The organism is Methylovirgula ligni (assembly GCF_004135935.1).
Classification (GTDB): domain Bacteria; phylum Pseudomonadota; class Alphaproteobacteria; order Rhizobiales; family Beijerinckiaceae; genus Methylovirgula; species Methylovirgula ligni.
This window is the reverse complement of the sequence record NZ_CP025086.1, coordinates 1,752,605-1,770,880: the sequence shown is the minus strand read 5'-3', so window position 1 is coordinate 1,770,880 and position 18,276 is coordinate 1,752,605. Positions and strand designations below refer to the sequence as shown.

Below are 18,276 nucleotides of genomic sequence, written 5' to 3'. Positions count from 1 at the left end.
CGAGCGCAAAAACAACGGAGGCTTGAGCCAAATCGGACGCGACATCCCTCGACCTCAATTCCGCACTCTGCTCAATAGGCCGGCCAGCCTTCAGTTTGCCGCCCCCACCCAGGTCGTGAGGCTGCGGACCACATCCGAGAAGGCCTTGTTGAAAGCCGCAACGCTCGCCGCGACATCCGTGCCGGCCGCTGGGGCTGCCGCATGAAAGTCCCGGGTCGCGACGATCTTGCCTGTTGCCGATACGATCTTCGCCGAGAAGGCGATCTCCGCGGTCGGCTGGGGACCCGTCGTGAGCGCAAAGTTTTGCAGGTCGATGACAAGTTGAGGCCCCGTAGCGGTGGCGGCCTGATCCGGCGTCGTCGCCTGCGCCTCGACACCGGCCTGTGCGAGTGCCTGCACCAGCTTCGCTTGCAGCAATTTCGGAATGTTGTCGCTCCATTGCGCATTGCCGAACTGGGCGATCTGGCCGCTGTCCGAGCGGGTCAACATCCGCTGCGTATCGAGCGCGAGCACGGCGGTCGGCTCCGGCACCGAGAATTGATCCTTGACGTTAATATGCGGAATCGCGGCAGCATCGACGGCGAGATCGTAGATCGGCTTTGGCTGTTCCGCGGGGCTGCCGCCGGTCATCTTTTCGAGGCCGGCCAGAATCGTATCGACCCGATTCGAATTGCGCGCCAGTGCCGCCGAGAAGGTCTTGAGGCTGCCGATCGTATCCTTGATCGGGGCCGCATTGTCCTCGAGGATCTTGTCGATGCGGTTCAACGTGCCGCGCGCCGTCTGAGTCAAATCCTGCCCGGCGCTGACATCGGCCTCCAAGACAGGCGGCTTTTGCGGATTGGGGACGAGCACCGGCGAACCGGGGCTGCCGCCCTTCAGCGAGATCAGCGGCGTGCCCATCAAGCCCTGGAAATCGACGCTCACGCCCGTGTCGGCGCGCAACGTCATGCCTTTGAGGATGGCAATCGTCGCAACGACCTGATTATCTTTGTCGAGGCGCAGACTGGTCACTTCGCCGACGTGAATGCCGTTGAGCTGTACCGCGGCTCCGTTCTGCAAGCCGGATACCGGCCCCAGAAAGTGGATCTGATAGGATTCGCGCTCACCGACCGCGCCATTATTGTTGAGCCAATAAACGAAGCAGAAGCCCACCACGATCGCGATGAGGGTAAAGAGCCCGACGAGAATATAGCGTGCGCTTGTTTCCATGTGCCGTCTCAATGTCCTCGTGATGCGGAGGCTTCCGCGTCGCGTGCGCGTTTGCCTTGGAAATAGGATTTCACCCAGGGGTGCTCGCAGGCCAACATGACGGACATGGGCCCTTCGGCGACGACCTTGCCGTCGGCAAGCGCCGCGATGCGGTCGCAGACCGTGTTGAGACTGTCGAGATCATGCGTGACCATGAACACGGTGAGACCGAGCGTCTGTTGCAACGTCTTGATCAAGGCATCGAATTCGCCGGCGGAAATCGGATCGAGCCCTGAGGTCGGCTCATCGAGAAAGACAATCTCCGGATCGAGCGCCAAAGCGCGCGCCAAGGCCACGCGCTTGGTCATGCCGCCGGAAAGCTCAGCCGGAAACTTTTCCGCATCGCTCGCGGAGAGGCCGACCATTTTGAGCTTGGCGAGAGCGACTTCCTGGCGCAGCCCGTCGGAAATATCGAGATATTCCCGCATCGGGAATTCGACATTCTGGCGCACCGTGAGCGATGAGAACAACGCTCCCTGCTGAAACAAAATGCCCCATCGCCGTTCGATCAGGCGAATCGCCTCCGGCTGGACGTGATCGCGATCGACATCCAGAATCGTGATGCTGCCGCCGCGCTTGGGCAAAAGGCCGATGATCGTCCGCATGAGAACCGTCTTGCCGCCGCCCGACGCGCCGACGACACCGAGAACCTCGCCACGCCGGACATCGAGCGACAGATGGTCGAGCACGATCTGGTCGCCGAAACCGACGGTGAGATCATGCACGCGAATGGCCGGTGTCGTCGTCGCCGCGGTCATGCCTTACATACCCATCCAGGCGAAGAACATCGCAAAGAATCCGTCAAGCAGGATGACGAGGAAAATCGATTTCACGACGGAGGTCGTTGTCTGCGCGCCGAGCGATTCGGCGCTGCCTTTGACGGCAAATCCCTCGATCGACGAGACGATTCCAATGACCAGCGCCATGAACGGCGCCTTGTACATACCGACCTCGAAATGCGTGACCGAAATTGCATCATGCAACCGCGCCATGAAAATCGCCGGGCTTATGCCGGCGTAAATCCAGCCGACGAGTCCCGCCCCGAAAAGCGCTGCGATCCCGCCGATGAGGCCCAGGATCGGCAGAGCGATGACCAGCGCCAGCAGGCGCGGCAGAATGAGCACCTCGGCCGGATCGAGGCCCATTGTCCGCAGCGCGTCGATTTCCTCGCGCATTTTCATCGAGCCGAGCTCCGCCGTATAGGCGCTGCCGGAGCGGCCCGCGACCATGATCGCGACGAGCAGGACGCCAATCTCGCGCAGCACCAATATGCCGGTGAGGTTCACCGCATAGCTCTCTGCGCCGAATTTGCGGAGCTGGAATATGCTTTGCTGCTGAATGATCCCGCCGATCAGAACGGTAATGAGCAGAATGATGGGAATGGCACGCAGGCCGACGCGATCCAGTTGCGCGACGAGCGACGTAAAGCGCATCCGCCGCGGATTCGCGATGACCCGCAAGAGCGCGGCGACAACCGCCCCGAGCATATTCAGGAATGTCGCGATATAGGCGAAGGCCGCAAAAATGGCCCGCCCGATCGGCTCAAGAACCGGGAATTCCCGACGCCGCCGGACCGGAACATCCGGAATTGTCTCGACGCGCTCGACTTCTGCCATCAGCCCGCGAAAACGTGGCGGCAGGCCGCTGACTTCGACAGGAGCGGCTTCACGCCATTTGAGCGTCAGCCTCTCCAGGAGGCAAGCGCCAAACGTATCGATCTCACTCAGCCCGTGAAGATCGAGCGACAGCGCACGGGTGTTGCGCGAGGCCAGCAATGTCTCGATCTGCGGCTCGAGCGCCGCGGCTTCGTCCGACGTCCAGGCGCCATCTGCGGCGGCGTCCACACGATCGTCCAATATGGTTGTTGAAAGCGGCATGGCGCGGTTCAAAGGTTCATGAGGATTGAGCGGCGGAGGTCCTGAAGCGCAGCAAGGCAAGAAACAAGAAGAGTCCGCCGGTGAAGGCGACATAGAGATAATCCCGCCAGACGACGGAGAAGCCCGCGCCCCGGAACAGGATGGACTGGGCAAACGAAACGAAATGCGTCGAGGGCGAGAATTGCATGATCGTGCGCATCAGATAGGGCATGGATTCGAGCGGCGTGTTGCTGCCCGAAAGGATGTTCATCGGAAAGGCGACGAGAATATAGAGGAGCCCGAGCTGTGGCATGGTCCGCGCGATGGTCGCGAGGAAAATGCCGACGGAGGTCGAAAAGAAAAGATAAGTTGCGGCGCCTGCAATGAAAAGCGGGACCGAGCCGATCACCGGAATATGCAGAATCCACTTGACGATGATTTCGAGCGACAGGGCGACTGCAAGCGTGATCACAAGCCCGTTCGCCCAGATTTTCGACATCGCGATCTCGAACGGTGTCACCGGCATGACGAGCAGATGATCCATTGTCCCATGTTCGCGCTCGCGCACAACGGCAGCGCCCGCGAGAATGATCGCAAGCATCGTGACATTATTGACGATACCCATGACGCTCGTAAACCACGCGGTGTTGATGTTCGGATTATACATCACGCGGACGGAAAGCGTGACCGGCGTCGTCGTGACATTCTGGGATCGCGAGAGATACGTCCCCTCGTTGCGATTGACGTATTTCTGGATCTCGGCGGACAGAATCTGCTCGATATAGCCCGACCCGAGCCCGGCCTGAACCATAGCTGTCGCATCGATATTGAGCTGAATTTCGGGCGCTCTGCCGCCGAGGACGTCGGTTTCGAAATGCGGTGGAATGATGATGATGAACGTATAGGCCGCAACGTCGAGAAGATGATCGACATCGCTATAGGAAACCGCCACCGGCTTCTTGAAATACGGCGGCAGGAAAGACGAGATCATCTGCCGCGACAAATATGAATTGTCCTGATCGACGACACCAATCGAGGCGTTATGAACCTCTTGCGCATTGCTGTGCGCCTGCACATAGACGGCCAGCGAAAATGCGTAAATGACGAGACCGAGCAACACCGCGTCGCTAAAAAAGCTGCGCAGCTCCTTCGTCCCAAGCCAGAAGATATTGCTGAGCGACAGACCCATTCAAACCTCTTCAGGATTCCTGCTTCGGAAGCAGCAGGACGCTCGCGATGGTAAGGATCGGAATAAAGACGGCGACGGCGAAAATGTTCTGATAGAGATCGGCAAAACCAAGCGATTTCGTAAATGTGCCGACGCTGACCCGAAGGAAATAGGTCATTGGAAAACCGCGGCCCATGACCGCAGCAAAACCTTCCAGAGACGAGACCGGCACCAACATGCCGCAGAACTGCGTCGCCGGCAGAACGGTCAGAATCGCGGCGCCGAAAAGCGCCGCGATCTGCGTCGAGCAAAACGCCGAAATCAGCATCCCGATTCCGGTCGTCGCGATGACATAAAGGAATGCCGCGAAAGCCAACGTCAAAAAGCTTCCCTTCAAGGGCACATTGAACAAGTAAATGGCCATCAGGCACATGAGCCCGAAATTTATCATCGCGACGGCGACATAGGGAAGCTGCTTCCCGAGGAGAAATTCGACGCGGCTGACCGGCGTCACATAAAGATTGATGATGGAGCCCAGCTCTTTCTCACGGACGATCGAGAGCGCCATCAAGATCGCGGGAATTTCGACAAGCAGCAATGCCAATGTACCGGGGACCTGAGCGTAGATGCTGTCGAAATTCTGATTGTAGCGGAACCGCGCCTCGATCCGCGCCGGCGCGGCCGCGAAAGGATTGTTCGGTACGAACATCGTGAAATTGTTGCTGCGCCGCGCGTCGTAGAAATCATCGGTCGTCACGTCGGGCGCAAGTCCGTTGCGAACCGCATAGTCGGAGAGAAATTGCGCATGGACGGCGATCAGATAGCCGCGGATCGTCTCGGCGCGAAACGGCATCGCCCCATCGACCCAGGCGCCGACCTCCGTCGGCGCGCCCTTCTTGAGCAGGCGGCCGAAGTCGGGAGGAATCTCGATTGCGGCGGATGTATCGCCCGTCTGCATGCGCCGTTCGAGATCGGCCTCATTCACGATCGGCGGCTTTTCGATGAAATAGCGCGAACCGCGCAGCTCCTCGAGATAGGTCCGGCTTTCGTGCGAATTGTCGCGGTCGAGCACTGCAAATGACAGATTGTCCACATCGGTCGAAATGCCGGTGCCGAAAATCGCCATGAGGAAGACCGTGCCCAGCAGCGCAAAGCCCATGCGGATCGGATCGCGGACGAGTTCCAGCGCCTCGCGCATCGCATAGGCATAGAGACGACGCAGGCTGAACCAGCTCGCTTCGGTGGGCGCTGCCGGGCGCGTGTGCGTCACGACACCGGTAAGGGACGTCGATGTGGACCGTTCCTGCTGGGCTTTTTCGAGGTAATCGATGAAAGTATCTTCCAGCGTGGTGAACCCCCGCGCCTTCACTAGATCCGCCGGGACTCCCATCGCCAGGACCTTGCCGGCGTTCATCAGCGCGATCCGGTCGCAGCGCGCAGCCTCGTTCATGAAATGGGTGGAGACAAAGATCGTCACGCCATCCTTGCGGGACAGATCGCTCAGCCTCTGCCAGAATTCGTCGCGTGCCAGAGGATCGACGCCGGAGGTCGGCTCATCGAGGATGAGCAGCTTCGGCCGATGCACGATCGAGACGGCGAGCGATAAACGCTGGCGGATGCCGAGCGGCAAATCGCTCGCACGCTGATTGAGATAATTCGTCAGCCCGAATTGCGAGATCAGCTCATCGATACGGCTCTGCGCATGCGAGAGGTGAAACAGGCGCGCGTGCAAGACTAGGTTTTGTGAGACGGTGAGCTCACTGTAGAGCGAGAACGCCTGCGACATGTAGCCGACCTGATAGCGGGCGGCCATGTCGGTCGCATTGATTTCGTGCCCAAACAGCAACGCCGTGCCCTCGCTCGCGGGCAGCAGGCCGGTCAGCATTTTCATGGTCGTGGTCTTGCCGCAGCCGTTCGACCCGACAAAACCGAAAATCTCGCCACGTTCGATCGTGAAATCGACGTGATCGACGGCGGTGAAATCGCCGAATTGCCGCGTCAGACCCCGGGCGACGATGACAGGTTCGGTATCGCCCGCCGCCCGCGGCGGAATCGTGAAAGCCGCGTGACCGCGGCGGCGCTCTTCCGGCAGAAGCGCGATGAAGCTTTCTTCCAGCGTCGCCGAGCCGGTGCGCTTCTTGAAGTCGGCTGCTGTTCCTTCGGCCAGCGGCCGGCCGGCATCCATGGCGATCAGCCAGTCGAATTGCTCGGCCTCGTCCATATAGGCGGTAGCAACGACGACGCTCATCTCCGGCCGCCCGGCGCGCATCCCCGAAATCAGCGTCCAGAACTGACGGCGTGACAGCGGGTCGACACCGGTCGTCGGCTCGTCGAGGATCAGCAAGTCCGGATCATGAATGAGTGCGCAACAGAGCCCGAGCTTCTGCCGCATGCCGCCGGAGAGTTTGCCGGCGGGGCGGTCGCGGAAATCTTCCAGCCCCGTCGCGATCAGCAGCGCCGCGATCCGTTCTTCGCGCTCTTCATTCGACTGGCCGAAAAGCCGGCTAAAGAAGGCGATATTCTCGTAGACGCTCAAATCCGGATAGAGATTCTTGCCCAGACCCTGCGGCATGTAGGCGATACGCGCGCAAATCGCCTCGCGATGGCGCCGGTCGCCGATATTTCCGCCGAGGACATCGACCGTGCCCGTCTGCATCTTCCGGACGCCAGCGAGAAGCGCGAGAAGCGAGGACTTGCCGACTCCGTCCGGACCAATCAGGCCGACGGTGCAGCCGCTTGGAATAGCGAGCGTCATGTCGTCGAGCGCGACGACCTTGCCATAGACGAGAGAAACGTCCTCGAACGTGCCGACCGGCTGGCGTCCTGTCATCGCGCTGCCGTCAACCGCAGCGACGCCGGCCATTCGGTGTTACTATCAACCCGTACATAGGCGACGCCCGGCAAGCCTGTGCGGATACGCGCGATCCGCGGCGCCAGGAAGGACTTGTCGATGCGCACTTTCACACGGAACATCAGCTTGTCGCGCTCGTCCTTCGTTTCGACGGCCTTGGGCGTGAACTGGGCCTGCGTCGCGATGAAGGACACATGCGCGGGGATAACGAATTTCGGAAAGGCGTCCAGTACGATGCGTGCATCGTCGCCGACGCGCGCGCGGCCGGCATCCGCGGTCGGCAGATAAACGTCCATATAGACATCGGTGAAGTCGAGCATCGTGAAGACTTTGCCGCCCGCGGGCAGAACCTCGCCGACGTTGGAAATGCGATACTGGATGCGCCCGACCGTCGGCGAAACAAGCGTATCGTCGGCGATGTTCACCTTGTAGAGATCGACCTCGAATTTGGCGGCATCGAGCGCGCGATCCGCCTCCCCGGCACGATTGTTTGCCGCCGCGAGCGCCGCCGTCGTGCTCATGAGCGCCTGCTGGCGCTGGTCGAGAAGCTCGTAGGTCGCAAAACCGCGCGCGACAAGCGCAGTCGTGCGATCGAACTCCTGCTTCGCGAGTTTCAACTGCGCCGTCGTATCGGAAACATTCGCCTTGGCCTCGTTGAATGTTTCCTGCGCCTCCAGCACCTGCGCCTCGGCCCTGCTGAGTGAGGCTTGAACGTCGCGAATATCCATCCGCGCCACGATCTGGCCGGGCGAGACGACATCGCCTTCATCGACGAGAAGCTGGGCGACTCGCTCAGCGAACTTCGCATCGATGTCGATCTCTTCAGCCTCGACGCGGCCGTTGCTGAAAACAATGCCCGTGGGCCACGGCGGCGCGCGAAAATATTTCCAGTAGATTCCGCCACCTGCCGCGCCGGCGGCCAGCAGCACGGCAACGGCAATCCAGCGCCAGCGCCGGGACCGGCGCGCACGGACGTTGGCGGGAAGATGATCGGCGGGATGATCGGCGGGAAGCGGCGCCAGCTCTTTTGCCGCCGGCAACACCTCGCCTTCAAGCGGTTGAGCCTGACTGCTTGAAGGAGCGGACGGCGCCGCCGTCGTATCGATATCTTTCGGCATCGCGTAAAACCTATGCACTCGACCTATGCACTTGCATCGCGCGCCGACAAAAATCAGACGCCGTCCGAACCGCATATGTGCGACGCAACAATTAAAGCGTATTCGGGCGAAAATCTCTTGATTTCGATCAAGCTTACCGGGCTTGTGCGGCACAGAAATTGCGGATGCGCGCCGCCGCCAGGGCGGGATTGGAGCCTTATGTCGAAGCTTGATTCTGTTGTAAAAGACATCGCCGCAGAGATGCGGCAGAGACCGGATCGCGGCACGGTCGCGGATTACATTCCCGAGCTCGCCCACGTCGATCCAAATGCTTTCGGGCTGGCTGTGGCCGACGCGGAGGGCGAGCTGGCCTGCGGCGGCGACGCCGATCTGCCCTTTTCCATCCAGAGCATCTCAAAAGTCTTCACGTTGACGCTCGCCCTTGGCATGGTCGGCGACCGGTTGTGGCAACGTGTCGGCCGGGAACCATCTGGAACTCCCTTCAACTCGATCGTCCAGTTGGAGCGCGAGCGCGGCATACCGCGCAACCCATTCATCAACGCCGGGGCGATTGCGGTGACGGATGTGATCCTCTCCGGCCACCAGCCGCGCGAGGCGCTGGGCGAAATCCTGCGATTCATGCAGTTTCTCGCCGACGATCCGTCGATCACAATCGACAGGGCGGTGGCGGCCTCCGAGGATCGCACCGGCTTTCGCAACCGGGCGCTGGCCAATTACATGAAATCCTTCGGCGTGCTCGAAAACCCGGTGGATTTCACGCTCGGGGTCTATTTCCACCATTGCGCGATTGCGATGACGTGCCGCCAGCTCGCCCTGGCCGGACGTTTTCTGGCGCATCAGGGGCGCAATCCCGCGACCGGGCTCTCGGTCGTCCAACCGGAGCGCGCGCGGCGCATCAACGCCATCATGCTGACATGCGGGCATTACGATGGTTCGGGCGAATTCGCCTATCGCGTCGGCTTGCCCGGCAAAAGCGGCGTCGGCGGCGGCATCCTCGCCATCGCGCCCGGCGCAGCTTCGATCGCCGTCTGGTCGCCGGGGCTCGACGCTTCAGGCAATTCGCACCTCGGGCGGATTGCGCTCGAAATGCTCACCCGAAGGATGGGCTGGTCCATCTTTGGCGGCTAGCGGTAGCTTGAAGGAAGTCCGATACGCTTAAAAAGCGCGGTTCGCGAAACCCTTCGCCTGCGACTCGTGCTCGGCTTCGGCCCACCAAGGCGTGCTATGTGAGCTATAGACAGGAGCCACGTCCGCCTGCATCGCGGACTCGTGATACCAGCCGCTGCCGAGGGAGGCCGTCAAGACCCCATTCTCCTTGAGGCCGGCTTCTTCGCGTCGCGTGCTCTCCGCATCTCGTCCGCCGGACGGGAAAGCGAAAATCTTGGCAGAGCCAGAATAAGAGTTCGGTTCCATCGCGTATCTCAATTCATTTCGCTCAACGTGAGCAGATTGACATTCCACCGGCGACTCTCAGCTGAGATTACCACCTTTTAGGCGAAATGCAGATTTTGAAGTCAGATCGTCACGATCCAAGGCATTTTCAATGCCTCTCGCGGCCCTTCGCGCCCTAGCCCAACGCCTGAGCTGGCCTCCGGTTGCGGCCAATTACCCAACAATCTCGTTGCCACGACTTGCGCAATATCAAAAATGCGTCTTATGCAGTCCAGACCGTGGCCGGGGTCGGCCTCACTGGCATAAAAAGTGCTTAAAAATGGCGTTCGTGCTTAAAGAACAAGCATTCCCCCGCCGGTAAAGATAACGGCCTTCTAATCTAACCTTCGCCGTAAAGAGGAAACTTTGTGATGACGAAGTACAAGCTCGAGTACATATGGCTCGACGGCTATACGCCCGTGCCGAACTTGCGCGGCAAGACCCAGATCAAGGAATTCGACGTATTCCCGGCGCTCGACCAGCTGCCGCTCTGGGGTTTCGACGGCTCTTCGACGAAGCAGGCCGAAGGTCATAGTTCGGACTGCGTGCTCAAGCCGGTTGCGGTTTATCCGGACGGCGCGCGCACCGATGGCGCGATCGTAATGTGCGAAGTTCTGCTGCCCGATGGCAGCCCCCATCCGTCGAACGGCCGCGCCACGATTCTGGACGATCCGGGCGCATGGTTCGGCTTCGAGCAGGAATATTTCTTCTACAAGGACGGCCGTCCGCTCGGCTTCCCGGAGGCCGGCTATCCCGGGCCGCAAGGCCCCTATTACACCGGCGTCGGCTTCAAGAACGTCGGCGACATCGCCCGCAAGATCGTCGAAGAGCATCTCGATCTCTGCCTTTATGCCGGCATCAACCACGAGGGCATCAATGCCGAAGTGGCGAAGGGCCAGTGGGAATTCCAGATTTTCGGCAAAGGCTCCAAGAAGGCCGCTGACGAAATGTGGGTTGCCCGCTATCTGCTGCAGCGCCTGACCGAGAAGTATGGCGTGGATATCGAGTACCACTGCAAGCCGCTCGGCGACACCGACTGGAACGGCTCGGGCATGCATTGCAACTTCTCGACGACCTATCTGCGCGAGACCGGCGGCAAGGAGTATTTCGAGAAACTGATGGCCGCCTTCGATGCGAACCGCGAGGAGCACATCGCCGTCTACGGCCCGGACAATCACATGCGCCTCACCGGCAAGCACGAGACCGCCTCGATCCACGAGTTCAGCTACGGCATCGCGGACCGCGGCGCGTCCATCCGCGTGCCTCACAGCTTCATCAAAAACGACTACAAGGGCTATCTTGAGGATCGCCGCCCGAACTCCCAGGGCGACCCCTACCAGATCGCTTCGCGGGTTCTGAAGACGATCGCTTCCGTATCGACGGGAAGCAGCGTTTCGGCCGCCGCCTGATGCACTTGTCGCGGCGTGCTTGCCACGCCGCGACCCTCGCCTGCGGGCCATATCCGGACGCACCGCTGCTGCTCTGAAGCGCGGGTCCACCTTCTCCCATTCAGCAAAATAAGCAATTTCTCAGCCTGGCCCCGGCCAGGCTTCCGCGCGTTCTCCCTCTACCCCGCGCGACGGGCGGGCTTAGGCTTGGCTGGCAAGGACTCAAAGATATTGTCATATTCCGCCCCGGGCTGTGCTAACAGCACGTTCCAGAATTCACCTGGCGTCCGGAGAACATGATGCCCCCCTATCGTTCGCGCACGACGACCCACGGCCGCAACATGGCCGGCGCTCGCGGTCTTTGGCGGGCGACGGGCATGAAGGATGAAGATTTCGGCAAGCCGATCATCGCCGTGGTCAATTCGTTTACCCAATTCGTCCCGGGTCACGTGCACCTGAAGGACCTCGGCCAGCTCGTCGCCGGCGAAATTCAAAAGGCCGGCGGAGTCGCGAAGGAATTCAATACCATCGCCGTCGACGACGGGATCGCGATGGGACACGATGGAATGCTTTATTCGCTTCCGTCGCGCGAGCTGATCGCCGACAGCGTCGAATATATGGTCAACGCGCATTGCGCCGACGCGATGGTCTGCATCTCCAATTGCGACAAGATCACGCCCGGCATGCTGATGGCGGCGCTGCGGCTCAACGTCCCGACGGTTTTTGTGTCGGGCGGTCCGATGGAAGCGGGCAAAGTCGTGCTGCATGGCAAGCAGGCCGCGTTGGATCTGGTCGACGCGATGGTCGCGGCGGCCGATGACCGCGTGAGCGACGAAGATGTCAAAGTCATCGAGCGTTCGGCGTGCCCCACGTGCGGATCGTGTTCCGGCATGTTCACCGCCAATTCGATGAACTGCCTCACCGAGGCGCTTGGCCTTTCGCTGCCCGGCAACGGTTCGACGCTCGCGACACACGCGGCGCGCAAAAGTCTTTTCGTCGAGGCGGCGCATCTCATCGTCGATTTGAGCCGCCGTTATTACGAGCAGGACGATGCCGGCGTGCTGCCGCGCGCGATCGCCAACTTCACCGCCTTCGAGAACGCGATGACGGTCGACATCGCGATGGGCGGTTCGACCAATACGGTGCTGCATCTGCTCGCCGCCGCGCGCGAGGCCGAAATTCCATTTTCCATGACGGATATCGATCGCCTGTCGCGGCGCGTGCCCTGCCTCTGCAAAGTCGCCCCGGCGAAGTCCGACGTGCATATGGAGGACGTTCATCGCGCCGGCGGTATCATGGCGATATTGGGCGAGCTCGACCGCGCCGGATTGATCCAGGCGGACGTGCGCACCGTCCATTCATCGACGCTCGCCGAGGCCCTGGAACGTTGGGACGTTCGGCTCACCAAGAGCGATTCCGTGCGAACCTTCTATCGCGCGGCGCCCGGCGGCGTTCCGACGCAAACGGCATTCTCGCAAGATCGCTATTACGACGCGCTGGATCTCGACCGGGAGCACGGCGCGATCCGCGACAAGGAGCACGCTTTCTCGCAGGACGGCGGCCTCGCCGTGCTCTATGGCAACCTCGCGGCGGATGGCTGCATCGTGAAGACGGCGGGCGTTGACGATTCGCTTCTCAAATTCGCCGGCACGGCCCGCGTGTTCGAGAGCCAGGACGCGGCTGTGGACAGCATTCTCGCCGGCAAGGTCAAGCCCGGCGACGTGGTGGTGATCCGCTACGAAGGCCCGCGCGGCGGCCCTGGAATGCAGGAAATGCTCTATCCGACAAGCTATCTGAAATCCAAAGGTCTCGGAAAACTCTGTGCGCTCGTCACCGATGGCCGGTTTTCGGGGGGATCGAGCGGGCTTTCCGTGGGTCACGTCTCGCCCGAAGCGGCCGAGGGCGGCACCATCGGCCTTGTTCGGGACGGCGATCTGATTGAGCTCGACATTCCCAACCGCCGCATAAATCTCGTCGTCGCCGAAGATGAGCTGGCGGCACGCCGCGCGATCCAGGATCAGCAGGGATGGCAGCCGGCCGAGCCACGCAAGCGGGCCGTCTCGCGAGCATTGAGGGCCTATGCCGCGATGACGACCAGCGCCTCCGAGGGCGCGGTTCGGCGCATCTGAGTCTGCCACCCTCCAAGCGCTCATAAATCGACGGCCCGCGCGGGTCACCGCACGGTGCCGGGCCGGTCGATCTTGTAAAAATTTCCGCTCCGGCTTTGCCGGGCGTTTTCTGGCCCAGCATGAATAACAAGACTGGACGTTTCTGCGGAGCCAGTTCTGTCCCTAAAAATAGACATGCTGACCGATGACCCTTCCGCCTCGCCGTGTGGCACGCCGCACTCCACCGGCAGCGACGGCAGCGCGACAATCCAGCCGTTCGCGGAACCCCTGGCGATGGTTGAGTTTTTCCTGAACGGCGCGGCGGTCAGCGCACTACCGGACGAAAGCGTGCTTGCCGCCTGTCAAAGGTCCGGTGTGGCGCTGGCGACAGTGTGCAAGGGCCGCGGAATCTGCGGCGCGTGCCGCGTGTCGGTGGAAGCTGGGCTTGATGCCTTACCGGAGCCTTCCACGAATGAGATCCGGCTGCTCGGCTATCTCGCCCGCGGCGAGGATGCGCGGACCCATCGTCTCGCCTGCCAGATCATCTTGACCGAGCCGCTCTCCGGCCTGCGGCTCAACGCTTATCCCGTCGCCCCCAAGTCCTAACCCGAAGTCCTAACAGGAGACCTCAGCATGAACGAAGTCCTCGACAAGCAGAGCCAGTTGGAAGCCGTCGGGCCGGCCTTTCTCAAGGAGAAGATGCTCGAGATGCGGGCGAAGACGCGTGCCACTATCCACGCCGTCGCCGCCAAGTGTAAGCCGGGCATGGTGGAAGAGGATGCCGTGGCCATGGCCAAGGAAATTCTGGCCGAGGGCGACATGGTGCGCGGCTGGCATGATGTCTATGTCCGCTTTGGGCCCAACACGCTGAAGACCTTCGGCGCGGCGTCCGACCCTGGAGTCGTACTAAAGGAAAACGACATCTTCTTCCTCGACATCGGCCCGGTCTGGGGCGAGTTCGAGGGCGACGGTGGCGAAACCTTCACCGTCGGCACCGCGCCGGAGATGGCAAAATGCGGCGAGGACGCCAAGAAGCTTTTCCACATCGTGCGCAAGAAATGGGAATCGACCGGCATGAGCGGCCGCGAACTCTATGAATTCGCAATCGAGGAAGCGAAGAAGATGGGCTGGGAACTGAACATGGACCTTTCCGGCCATCGGCTCTCGGACTTTCCCCATGCCGCGATCTACGATGGCCCGATGGCGGAGGTCGATTTCAAGCCGTCGCCGTTGCTGTGGGTTCTGGAAATTCACATCCGCCATCCGACGGCTGGCTACGGCGCGTTCTTTGAGGACATGCTGCTCGACGACAGCTACTTCGCTTGATCGTTACATAATGCCCCGGTAGGCTTATTCGATCTGCCGGGGCTGTGCGGTTGACCATCGTCTCTTGCATTTCCGCCAATTGGCAAAAGGCCCTGCCGGTGCTCGCTGCCGTCGGCGCCGTGGTGTGGATCGCGCTTTTTCGCGACGATCCCCTGAGCGAGCGCGCCTTGTTCGCGGCGCTGCTCGTGATCTATTTCTTTCATCAGATCGAGGAGCACTTGTGGCCCGGCGGCTTTCGTCAATTCGCCGACGCTCACATCTTCCATAGCGGCAACGACAATTGGCCGGTCGATATGGGCGGCACCGCGCTCGTCAATATCGGCTATGTGTGGCTGCCGATAGGGCTCGCCGCGCTGTTTCCGGAGACGTTGCGGTGGCTCGGCCTCGCCTGGATCGGGCTGACATTGATCAACGGCATTATTCATGTCGCCGCCGGGATGGCGCTGCGTATCTACAATCCCGGGCTCGTCACCGGTCTCGTCTTGTTCATTCCCTTTACAGTCTTCGTGCTCGTCCATGAGGTGGCGCGCGGCGCGCTGTCCGGCGCGGAGGTCGCGCTGATCGCCTTGCTCGGCGTCGTCCTCCACGTGCCTGCCGGAGGGCTGTTCGTGATCTCGTTCCTACGCCGCCGCAGGACCAAGGCTTAGCGCGCGGCCGTCAGCCACTGGAATCCTTGGCGCTCCCTAGGGGACTCGAACCCCTGTTTTCGCCGTGAGAGGGCGACGTCCTAGACCGCTAGACGAAGGGAGCGGGAAGCAGGCTTCTATCGCGCGATCCCGGCGCCTGCAAGGCCGCGCTTCGACCATTCTCAGGTTCCGGTCTGGTTTGTCATCTCAAGATTGGGAACCTCTTGCGACTCGCCTTCCGCCGGCGCCCGCACCGGAGGCGCCTCGCCGTTCACCGGAGCCAGCCGGACGATCGCCGCGCCGCTCTCCCCCGTTTCGGGCACATGCGCGGGCTTGGCACGCCCGCCCACCCGCGACAGCTCGGCCTCCAGGGTCTCGCAACGTCGCCGCGCGACATCCAGTGCGCCCTGCAGCGCTGAAAATTCCGCGCGCAAATTCTCGTATTTTTCGCCGAGGGCGCGTTCCGATCCCCGCAGCCTTTCGATCTGCTGGTCCCGCTGCTCAGACAGCTTCGCCTCGCGCGCCTTGGCGTCTTCCAGCGAGGCTTCCTGCACGCCGATCTTGATGTTGAGCGCGCGCAGCTTGCCCTGATCGATGTCGCGCTGCTGGCGAAGCTCGTCGAGCTCCTTGCCGAGCTGCGCCACGCGCGCCGTCCCGGCGTCGAACTTCTTTTGCAGGACGGCGTAATTGCCTTCGAGAACCTCGAGATTGCTGCGCGCGACGACCAGGGCATCGTTGAGCCGGGCCGCATGCGCGGTACGCTCGGTGAAGCGTTTTTCCGCCTCGACCAAGGTCCGGCTCAAATCGCCGAGCCGCAATTCGAGCCCGGCGGCGCGCGCATCGGCGGAAGCGTGGCTCGCAAGCCGCTCGTCGGCGAGCGCGGACAAGCTCTGATGCGCCTGATTGAGCCTGGCGAGGTCCTCCTGTTTCTTTTGATAGAGGCCGTCGGCGTCATAAAGCGCGCCGGTCAAGGCCCCGCGCTCGCTGGAAAGGGCGGCGACCTCCTGCTCCGCTTTCGCCAGAGCCTGACTATGCGTGCGGAGTTCCTCGCGCTGGACTTCAATCGTCTGCTGGAGCATCAGAAGCGCGGCCGCGCGCCGGCCCAATTCGCTGCGGTCGGCGGCATGAGCCTCGACGACCTCCTCCGTGCGAATTTCCAGACGCCGCCGCTCGATCGCGAATTCGGCCCGCAAATGATCCCGGTCCGCAAGAATTTCTTCAACGGACAGAGGGACTTGCGTCTCAAGCCGGCGCCGCGACAGACGCAGGGCGCGGCGCCAGAACGCGGGCGCGAAGGCAAGCGCCATGAGCCCTGCGACCAGGAACCCAAGCGCAAAAATCATGGCCTGTTCAATCACGCCGTTTCGCCCGCCGGTAGGACTTGCTCGGACTATGGCACCTCTGCCGATAGAGATCAAAAATCCTCAGTGCGGCGTAAGTCGGGCCGCCGCCTGTGCCGAAGGTCGCTAGGCTGCCGGTTAGAACGGGTTCCAGGTCGGGTGCGGCGTGAATTTGAGATAGCCAACGTTGACGCCGAGTCTGGCCCCGAGGCCAGTGCGAACCGGCACGACCACGACATTGTTGGCCGTAAGCGCCGTCATGCCGAACCCGCCGACGAAATAGGCCGAGCCATCGACCCCGGCAAAGCGCTGAAACACGGCGTTCACGGCCGGCAACCCGTAGACCAGCATCATCGTGCGGTCACCATCGGCGCCCGCATCGAAGCCGAGCGACGGACCTTGCCAGAAGAGTTTCAGATCGCCCGCATTGCGCGTGTACATAAAGCCCTCGCCGTAGCGCAGGCCACCAATGAAGGCGCCGCCCGCCTCCTGGCCGAGAATATAGCCGTTGGGCCGGCCCCAGCGCCGGGTCGCCTCTTCAATGACCTCGGCCAAGCCGCGCGAAAGCGTGCCGAAAAAATGATGCCCGGCATGGACCAGCTCATCGCCGGTGAATTCGCCCGGCTTGTCGTCCTCGTCGAGGGCAAGCGCGGGCTTGGGCAGGCCGCAAACCAGGCTCGAGGCCGCGATCAACGCCAGTTTCGTCGTAAATTCCCGCCGCGACGTGGGGCGCATGAACATCTCCCGCATGAGGGCTGCGCTGACTCGAAATTCGACGAATCACCGGCCGACTCTCCGCGAGTATGGTTAACGGAAAATTACGCCCTTCTTGCGCCAAGCGTGGCCTGAATCGCGGCAGGATCAGCCCATGCGACAAAGGAGCCGTTCATGAATTTGGTCGCCGCCTTGCCATAGCGCAGCGGCAGCCCGTCGCGGTCGAGCACGATGCCGCCCGCAGCCCGCAGGACGGCGTCGCCCGCCGCCGTATCCCATTCCATCGTCGCACCGAAGCGCGGATAGATGTCGGCCGAGCCATCCGCCAAAGAGCAGAATTTGAGCGACGAACCGATCATGCGCCGCTGTTTGACGTTCAGATTTTCCAGAAACGCCGAGGTGCGCGGATCGGTATGCGACCAGCTCGTCAGCGCGATGAGCCCATCCTGATCCGGCTTGCGCGTGTGGATGCGCTGGCGCTGCTCGGGCGGCGGCAATTTTCCGCCAGGTGCGACGGGGAAAGTCACGGCATGATCGCCGGCGAGCCACATCTGTTCCAAAGCTGGCGCATAAACGGCGCCAATTTTTGGCTCGCCATGCACGACGAGCCCGATATTGACCGTGAACTCGCCCTTGCCGGCAAGGAACTCGCGCGTGCCGTCAACCGGATCGACAAGGATGAAGGCATCCCCGCAGGTCGCTTTGGCGCCGGCCGCCGCAGCCTCCTCCGAGATGACCGGCAAATCCGGCAAGCGTGCCGCAAGCCCGGCGAGAATAACCGCCTCGCCTGCCAGATCGGCGTCGCAAACGGGGCTCGTGTCGCCCTTCTCGCGCGCATGGCTATCGCTGTTGTAAAACAACATGACAGCGGCGCCCGCCGCCACGGCGAGTTCAGCGAAATCTTCCGCAATCGCCCGGTAGTTTAAACTCAGCGGCTTTGGGGTTATTTGAACGGACATCGGGTCTCGCACGCTGGCGGCGCTGCACGGAGCCGCCGACCAGTGACATATTAACTTGCGAAGGCTTGTTGAAGGCCCAACGCCGCAATGTTTGCAAACATTGGCACGGGGTGTAACAAAATGCCATCGGCGCGCAAGTCGAT

Annotated in this window: 16 protein-coding genes, 1 tRNA gene and 1 pseudogene; 6 read left to right on the top strand and 12 right to left on the bottom strand. The window is 61.7% G+C overall.

Annotated features, from left to right (window positions below; genetic code table 11):
- Positions 1 to 90 precede the first annotated feature (90 nt).
- From CWB41_RS08545 to CWB41_RS08520, 6 genes are read right to left on the bottom strand one after another with little or no spacing between them, the layout of a single operon-like run.
- Complete coding sequence (locus tag CWB41_RS08545) at positions 91 to 1,209, bottom strand: ABC-type transport auxiliary lipoprotein family protein (protein WP_115834690.1); 1,119 nt, start codon at positions 1,207 to 1,209, stop codon at positions 91 to 93.
- A gap of 8 nt (positions 1,210 to 1,217) precedes the next feature.
- Positions 1,218 to 2,006 carry an ABC transporter ATP-binding protein gene (locus CWB41_RS08540; protein WP_115834691.1) on the bottom strand — a complete coding sequence of 263 codons (789 nt, stop codon included), beginning with the start codon at positions 2,004 to 2,006 and terminating at the stop codon, positions 1,218 to 1,220.
- A 3-nt stretch (positions 2,007 to 2,009) separates the two neighbouring features.
- The gene (locus CWB41_RS08535; protein ID WP_181902928.1) at positions 2,010 to 3,125 is read right to left on the bottom strand and encodes an ABC transporter permease; all 1,116 of its coding nucleotides are present in this window, start codon (positions 3,123 to 3,125) and stop codon (positions 2,010 to 2,012) included.
- Between the two features lie 16 nt (positions 3,126 to 3,141).
- The gene (locus CWB41_RS08530) at positions 3,142 to 4,293 is read right to left on the bottom strand and encodes an ABC transporter permease (RefSeq protein ID WP_115834693.1); all 1,152 of its coding nucleotides are present in this window, start codon (positions 4,291 to 4,293) and stop codon (positions 3,142 to 3,144) included.
- A 10-nt stretch (positions 4,294 to 4,303) separates the two neighbouring features.
- A complete protein-coding gene (gene rbbA / locus CWB41_RS08525; RefSeq protein ID WP_115835435.1) occupies positions 4,304 to 7,102 on the bottom strand; it encodes a ribosome-associated ATPase/putative transporter RbbA in 2,799 nt (932 codons plus the stop codon).
- Positions 7,099 to 8,241 carry an HlyD family secretion protein gene (locus CWB41_RS08520; protein ID WP_115834694.1) on the bottom strand — a complete coding sequence of 381 codons (1,143 nt, stop codon included), beginning with the start codon at positions 8,239 to 8,241 and terminating at the stop codon, positions 7,099 to 7,101. The genes rbbA and CWB41_RS08520 overlap by 4 nt, the downstream gene beginning before the upstream one ends.
- Before the next feature lie 198 nt (positions 8,242 to 8,439).
- Between CWB41_RS08520 and CWB41_RS08515 the strand changes: the two genes are divergently transcribed.
- Positions 8,440 to 9,369 (top strand): glutaminase, encoded by a 930-nt coding sequence (locus CWB41_RS08515; protein WP_115835436.1) that lies wholly within the window; start codon positions 8,440 to 8,442, stop codon positions 9,367 to 9,369.
- A 27-nt stretch (positions 9,370 to 9,396) separates the two neighbouring features.
- Here CWB41_RS08515 and CWB41_RS16365 read toward each other — a convergent pair whose 3' ends face one another.
- Positions 9,397 to 9,543 carry a hypothetical protein gene (locus CWB41_RS16365; protein ID WP_245411170.1) on the bottom strand — a complete coding sequence of 49 codons (147 nt, stop codon included), beginning with the start codon at positions 9,541 to 9,543 and terminating at the stop codon, positions 9,397 to 9,399.
- 6 nt (positions 9,544 to 9,549) lie between these two features.
- Positions 9,550 to 9,654, bottom strand: a pseudogene (locus tag CWB41_RS16360) (hypothetical protein); the annotation flags it as partial.
- A 389-nt stretch (positions 9,655 to 10,043) separates the two neighbouring features.
- On the opposite strand from CWB41_RS16360, the gene CWB41_RS08505 reads away from it, so the two are divergent.
- The 5 genes from CWB41_RS08505 to CWB41_RS08485 all read left to right on the top strand — a co-directional run bounded on the left by CWB41_RS08505 (position 10,044) and on the right by CWB41_RS08485 (position 15,141).
- Positions 10,044 to 11,081, top strand: a complete 1,038-nt coding sequence (locus tag CWB41_RS08505) for a glutamine synthetase beta-grasp domain-containing protein (protein WP_115834696.1) — start codon at positions 10,044 to 10,046, stop codon at positions 11,079 to 11,081.
- Positions 11,082 to 11,359: 278 nt separating this feature from the next.
- Complete coding sequence (gene ilvD, locus CWB41_RS08500; RefSeq protein ID WP_115835437.1) at positions 11,360 to 13,189, top strand: dihydroxy-acid dehydratase; 1,830 nt, start codon at positions 11,360 to 11,362, stop codon at positions 13,187 to 13,189.
- A 174-nt stretch (positions 13,190 to 13,363) separates the two neighbouring features.
- Positions 13,364 to 13,774 (top strand): 2Fe-2S iron-sulfur cluster-binding protein, encoded by a 411-nt coding sequence (locus CWB41_RS08495; RefSeq protein ID WP_115834697.1) that lies wholly within the window; start codon positions 13,364 to 13,366, stop codon positions 13,772 to 13,774.
- 27 nt (positions 13,775 to 13,801) lie between these two features.
- Positions 13,802 to 14,494, top strand: coding sequence for a M24 family metallopeptidase (locus CWB41_RS08490; RefSeq protein ID WP_115834698.1), 693 nt, complete (start codon positions 13,802 to 13,804; stop codon positions 14,492 to 14,494).
- Between the two features lie 50 nt (positions 14,495 to 14,544).
- Positions 14,545 to 15,141 (top strand): HXXEE domain-containing protein, encoded by a 597-nt coding sequence (locus CWB41_RS08485; RefSeq protein WP_165204182.1) that lies wholly within the window; start codon positions 14,545 to 14,547, stop codon positions 15,139 to 15,141.
- Between the two features lie 27 nt (positions 15,142 to 15,168).
- On the opposite strand, the gene CWB41_RS08480 is transcribed toward CWB41_RS08485, so the two are convergent.
- The 4 genes from CWB41_RS08480 to cysQ form a co-directional block, all read right to left on the bottom strand.
- Positions 15,169 to 15,244, bottom strand: a tRNA-Glu gene (locus tag CWB41_RS08480).
- Between the two features lie 58 nt (positions 15,245 to 15,302).
- Positions 15,303 to 16,463: a coiled-coil domain-containing protein gene (locus CWB41_RS08475; RefSeq protein ID WP_129396446.1), complete on the bottom strand. Its 1,161-nt coding sequence runs from the start codon at positions 16,461 to 16,463 to the stop codon at positions 15,303 to 15,305.
- Positions 16,464 to 16,598: 135 nt separating this feature from the next.
- The gene (locus CWB41_RS08470; RefSeq protein ID WP_115835438.1) at positions 16,599 to 17,195 is read right to left on the bottom strand and encodes a DUF1134 domain-containing protein; all 597 of its coding nucleotides are present in this window, start codon (positions 17,193 to 17,195) and stop codon (positions 16,599 to 16,601) included.
- Positions 17,196 to 17,278: 83 nt separating this feature from the next.
- The gene (gene cysQ, locus CWB41_RS08465; protein ID WP_115834701.1) at positions 17,279 to 18,133 is read right to left on the bottom strand and encodes a 3'(2'),5'-bisphosphate nucleotidase CysQ; all 855 of its coding nucleotides are present in this window, start codon (positions 18,131 to 18,133) and stop codon (positions 17,279 to 17,281) included.
- Positions 18,134 to 18,276 lie beyond the last annotated feature (143 nt).

Excerpts from the sequence above, each read along its gene's own strand:
- CWB41_RS08545 (WP_115834690.1), bottom strand. The coding sequence starts at position 1,209 with ATGGAAACAAGCGCACGCTATATTCTCGTCGGGCTCTTTACCCTCATC.
- CWB41_RS08540 (WP_115834691.1), bottom strand. The coding sequence starts at position 2,006 with ATGACCGCGGCGACGACGACACCGGCCATTCGCGTGCATGATCTCACC.
- CWB41_RS08535 (WP_181902928.1), bottom strand. The coding sequence starts at position 3,125 with ATGCCGCTTTCAACAACCATATTGGACGATCGTGTGGACGCCGCCGCA.
- CWB41_RS08530 (WP_115834693.1), bottom strand. The coding sequence starts at position 4,293 with ATGGGTCTGTCGCTCAGCAATATCTTCTGGCTTGGGACGAAGGAGCTG.
- rbbA (WP_115835435.1), bottom strand. The coding sequence starts at position 7,102 with ATGACAGGACGCCAGCCGGTCGGCACGTTCGAGGACGTTTCTCTCGTC.
- CWB41_RS08520 (WP_115834694.1), bottom strand. The coding sequence starts at position 8,241 with ATGCCGAAAGATATCGATACGACGGCGGCGCCGTCCGCTCCTTCAAGC.
- CWB41_RS08515 (WP_115835436.1), top strand. The coding sequence starts at position 8,440 with ATGTCGAAGCTTGATTCTGTTGTAAAAGACATCGCCGCAGAGATGCGG.
- CWB41_RS08505 (WP_115834696.1), top strand. The coding sequence starts at position 10,044 with ATGACGAAGTACAAGCTCGAGTACATATGGCTCGACGGCTATACGCCC.
- ilvD (WP_115835437.1), top strand. The coding sequence starts at position 11,360 with ATGCCCCCCTATCGTTCGCGCACGACGACCCACGGCCGCAACATGGCC.
- CWB41_RS08495 (WP_115834697.1), top strand. The coding sequence starts at position 13,364 with ATGCTGACCGATGACCCTTCCGCCTCGCCGTGTGGCACGCCGCACTCC.
- CWB41_RS08490 (WP_115834698.1), top strand. The coding sequence starts at position 13,802 with ATGAACGAAGTCCTCGACAAGCAGAGCCAGTTGGAAGCCGTCGGGCCG.
- CWB41_RS08475 (WP_129396446.1), bottom strand. The coding sequence starts at position 16,463 with ATGATTTTTGCGCTTGGGTTCCTGGTCGCAGGGCTCATGGCGCTTGCC.
- CWB41_RS08470 (WP_115835438.1), bottom strand. The coding sequence starts at position 17,195 with ATGCGCCCCACGTCGCGGCGGGAATTTACGACGAAACTGGCGTTGATC.
- cysQ (WP_115834701.1), bottom strand. The coding sequence starts at position 18,133 with ATGTCCGTTCAAATAACCCCAAAGCCGCTGAGTTTAAACTACCGGGCG.